Below are 3,707 nucleotides of genomic sequence, written 5' to 3'. Positions count from 1 at the left end.
CGGCGACTGCCAGCCCCAGCTCCCGGGTCGCCCGGCGAAGGCGAGGAAGAAGGGCGTGAAGGGAGCGAAGAGCGTTGCCGCCTAGGCTAGCCCCTTGTCACACAAACTACCGAAGCCTCAAATTTCAAATTTGTGGCGGACTGGCTAGTTGAACAGAGAAATACAAACGGAAAATGGGATATGGGTAAAATAGTAAATGATAAAGTCTATTTCCCTCTTTCAGATGATTGGCGGAGACAAGAAACCCGAGAAGCAGATTGTACAGAGCGTGTGGATGCTCTGTTAAAAGATTTATTAGAATGGTAGTTTTGAACAATGCTGTAAAGAAGTTAGTCTTGCGAAAAGATTGAAGCAAAAATATTTGAAGTTTCTGTTATGACTTTAAGTAGAGGAAGAATAGTATTACGTATAAAGGAGACTTAAATGGTTGATTTGGACGCTGAAATATATAGTCTTTTGAATAAACAGATAAGGATAAATGAGCTCCGTTATTTGTCATCTGGTGATGATAGTGATACCTTTTTATGCAATGAACAATATGTTGTGAAAGTTCCAAAACGAGATTCTGCTAGAAATGCTCAAAAAAGAGAGTTTGAATTGTATAGGTTTTTAGAAGGTTGCAACTTATCGTATCAGACTCCTGCGGTAGTGTATCAAAGTGACCGAGCAAATATTATGACATATCTTAAAGGAGAGCATATTACTTACGAGCAGTATCATAAGTTGAGAGAAAAAGAAAAAGATGCTCTTGCATTCGACGAAGCAACATTTTTAAAAGAGTTACATTCCATAGAGATTGATTGTTCTGCTAAATTCTTTTTAGATGCTCGGGAAGATAAGGAAACTAAATATTTGCAAGATAAAAAATCACTTATCAGCATCCTTGAAAAGGAACAGTTATTGACGGCTGATATTCTTGATCACATCGAGTTAATATTTTCAAACATATTGAACAATACCATTTTGTTTAAATACACTCCGTGCTTGGTACATAATGATTTTAGTGCCAGTAACATGATTTTTAATAATAACAGATTGTTTGGAGTTATTGATTTTGGCGATTTTATAGTTAGTGATCCGGATAATGACTTTTTATGTTTATTGGATTGTAGCACGGATGACTTTGGAAAAGATTTTGGCAGGAGAGTATTGCGGTACTATCAGCACAAAAATCCAGAGGTAGCAGAAAGAAAAGCCGAGCTAAATGATGCGTATTGGGCTATAGACCAAATTATTTATGGTTATGAACGAAGTGATAGGAATATGTTGACCAAGGGTATTTCCGAATTGCTACGGACACAAGCAAAAAGCTTTATTTTTTAGCAGGAAGAAATGTTATGTTATTATTTAGTAAAAGAGGTGACCGTTTTGTCAGAAGTAAAGCAAATTTCATTTCGTCCAATGAAAAACGATGATTTGGTTCTTATGTTGAAATGGCTGACAGATGAGCGTGTACTTGAATTTTATGACGGTAGAGATAAGAAATACACGCTGCAAACAATTTGTGAGCATTATACTGAACAATGGTCAGACGAACTTTATCGAGTCATCATTGAATATAATCAGATTCCTATAGGTTATGCGCAAATATATAGAGTTCAGGGCGAGCTTTTCGACGAATATAATTATCGTAAGACTGATGAAAAGATATATGCAATGGATCAGTTCATTGGTGAGCCAGAATATTGGAACATGGGAATCGGTACAGAATACTGCAAAGTCGTATGCCAATATTTACGCGAGGAAATGTGTGCCGATGGGGTAATTCTTGACCCACGAAAAAATAATCCACGGGCTATACGAGCATATCTGAAGGCAGGATTTAAAATTATTAAAGAACTTCCTGAACATGAGTTTCACGAAGGAAAGAAGGAAGACTGTGTTTTGATGGAATGGAAAGCGCAAGGTTAATGGCTCCCAGATTCCCAAATGTAGATACTCCCCCCAAAAACACCTATGTCCTATATTATATAAAATAGGCTCTTCGGTGGTTTCTGTGGGAGAGATTCCGGCATAGGCCCAGCTCAGCGGGCGAAAACAACGATCTGGAACTGAAACGGCCCCGGGAGGGGCCGTTTCCGCGTCATCCGCCTATGATTGCTAAGCCAAATTCAGACAACCGAAGAGGTGTGACGCATGAAGAGTCTACTACTTCTCGGTACCGTCAAGAATCTTGCGCACTTTTCCGACAGCCTCATAAGCCCGCCGTCCGGTGCGGCTACCCCTCCAGCAGAGTCACGTCCAGATAGCGCCTCGAGCCCCACTCGCTCTCGGCCACGTACTTGAGCCTCGCGGTCACGAGCATGAGGGCGCTCTTCCCGTCGGGGAACGTCCCGACCACGCGCGTGCGCCTGCGGATCTCGCGGTTCAGGCGCTCGATGGCGTTGTTGGTGCGTATGCGCCGCCAGTGCTCGCGCGGGAAGCGCGTGTACGTCAGGGTCTCGGCGTATCCGTCGCGGACGACCTTCGCGGCCTCCTTCAGCCTCATTGAGTCGAGCTCGTCGGCCACCTCGAGGGCCTTGGCCTCGGAGGCCTCGCGCGACTCCATGGCGTGTATGGCCTTGAGCATCGCGGCCGCCTTGGGCCTCTTGGACTTGGGCACCTTCGCCAGCGCGTTGCGGTAGAAATGGACCGTGCAGCGCTGGTAGGCGGCGTTCGGGAAGACCTCGGCGATCGAGCCGACCATGCCGGCGGCCTTGTCGCCGGTGAACATCCTGACCCCGCGCAGCCCGCGCGACTTCAGCCACGAGAGGAACTCCCGCCAGCACTCGGCCGACTCGGTGAAGCCCTCGGCGGCGCCTATCACCTCGCGGTAGCCGTCGTCGTTGACGCCTATCGCCACCATCACCGCCACGTTCTCGTAGCTCCCGCCCCAGCTGCGCTTCAGGTAGATGCCGTCGACGTAGACGTAGGGGTAGGCGCGAACGAGCGGGCGGTTTCGCCACTCCTCGACCGCGGCGAACGCCTTCTCGTTCAGGTTCGAGACGGTCGCCGCCGACACGCTCGACCCCCACAGGATCTCGGAGACGTCCTCGATCCTGCGCGTCGAGACGCCGGCCAGGTACATCTCGATCATCGCCTCCTCGACGCTGGTCTCGCGGCGCCGGTAGCGCTCGATGATCGCCGTGGTGAACCTCATCCCCTTGAGCTTGGGCATGCGCAGCGTGACCTCGCCGGACGTCGTTGCCAGGCTCCTGTCGTAGTGGCCGGCCCGATAGGCCTCGCGCCCCGCGGCGCGCTCGTAGCGCTCCGCGCCGACGAGGTCGCCCGCCTCCTCATCCAGAAGGCCGTTCAGGGTGTCCTCGACCGTCTTTCTCACCAGCTCGCGCAGATCGGACTTCAGGCTCTCCTCGTTCAGTGTTACGATTGGCTCGGGCATGGCTCTCCTCCAATATGCTTCTTGTCTCGACAACTCGAATCATACCGGGGCGGGCCGTGCCCTCCTTCCTATCTGGACGCTATCCTGCTGTCAAAGTGCGCAAAAAATTGTACGTTACCTACTTCTCGCCCTCGGTCTGGCCCGCACGGTCGTCCTGGGCGCGCGCATCGAGGCCGAGCGCATCGTCGTGAGCGTCCGGCCCTACAAGTGCGAGCAGCGCCGCTGCCCCGTATGCGGCAGGGCCTGCGACTTCTACGACATGGCGAACCGCGGGGCCCCCAGGCTGTGGAGGGCGATGGACCTGGCGCGCTCGGCCTGCTACCTGGAG

Annotated in this window: 4 protein-coding genes; 3 read left to right on the top strand and 1 reads right to left on the bottom strand. The window is 50.4% G+C overall.

Annotated features, from left to right (window positions below; translation table 11 throughout):
- Positions 1-180: 180 nt before the first annotated feature.
- The 3 genes from LQE90_RS12455 to aac(6')-Im all read left to right on the top strand — a co-directional run bounded on the left by LQE90_RS12455 (position 181) and on the right by aac(6')-Im (position 1,911).
- Positions 181-306: a hypothetical protein gene (locus LQE90_RS12455; RefSeq protein ID WP_255713302.1), complete on the top strand. Its 126-nt coding sequence runs from the start codon at positions 181-183 to the stop codon at positions 304-306.
- Positions 307-423: 117 nt separating this feature from the next.
- Entirely contained in the window at positions 424-1,323 is a 900-nt protein-coding gene (locus LQE90_RS12250) for an aminoglycoside phosphotransferase family protein (RefSeq protein ID WP_216530023.1), read from the top strand.
- A 45-nt stretch (positions 1,324-1,368) separates the two neighbouring features.
- Positions 1,369-1,911, top strand: coding sequence for an aminoglycoside N-acetyltransferase AAC(6')-Im (gene aac(6')-Im, locus LQE90_RS12245; RefSeq protein WP_216530022.1), 543 nt, complete (start codon positions 1,369-1,371; stop codon positions 1,909-1,911).
- A 307-nt stretch (positions 1,912-2,218) separates the two neighbouring features.
- On the opposite strand, the gene LQE90_RS12240 is transcribed toward aac(6')-Im, so the two are convergent.
- Entirely contained in the window at positions 2,219-3,379 is a 1,161-nt protein-coding gene (locus tag LQE90_RS12240) for an IS256 family transposase (RefSeq protein ID WP_087198813.1), read from the bottom strand.
- Positions 3,380-3,707: the final 328 nt, after the last annotated feature.

The sequence above is a fragment of the Paraeggerthella hominis genome, assembly GCF_021044775.1.
Lineage (GTDB): Bacteria > Actinomycetota > Coriobacteriia > Coriobacteriales > Eggerthellaceae > Paraeggerthella > Paraeggerthella hominis.
Note: the sequence above shows the minus strand (reverse complement) of the source record. Positions and strands in the feature narration are given on the sequence as shown.

Bases quoted from the DNA above. Each gene is read 5' to 3' on its own strand.
- LQE90_RS12240 (WP_087198813.1), bottom strand. From the start codon at position 3,379: ATGCCCGAGCCAATCGTAACACTGAACGAGGAGAGCCTGAAGTCCGAT.
- LQE90_RS12250 (WP_216530023.1), top strand. From the start codon at position 424: ATGGTTGATTTGGACGCTGAAATATATAGTCTTTTGAATAAACAGATA.
- LQE90_RS12455 (WP_255713302.1), top strand. From the start codon at position 181: ATGGGTAAAATAGTAAATGATAAAGTCTATTTCCCTCTTTCAGATGAT.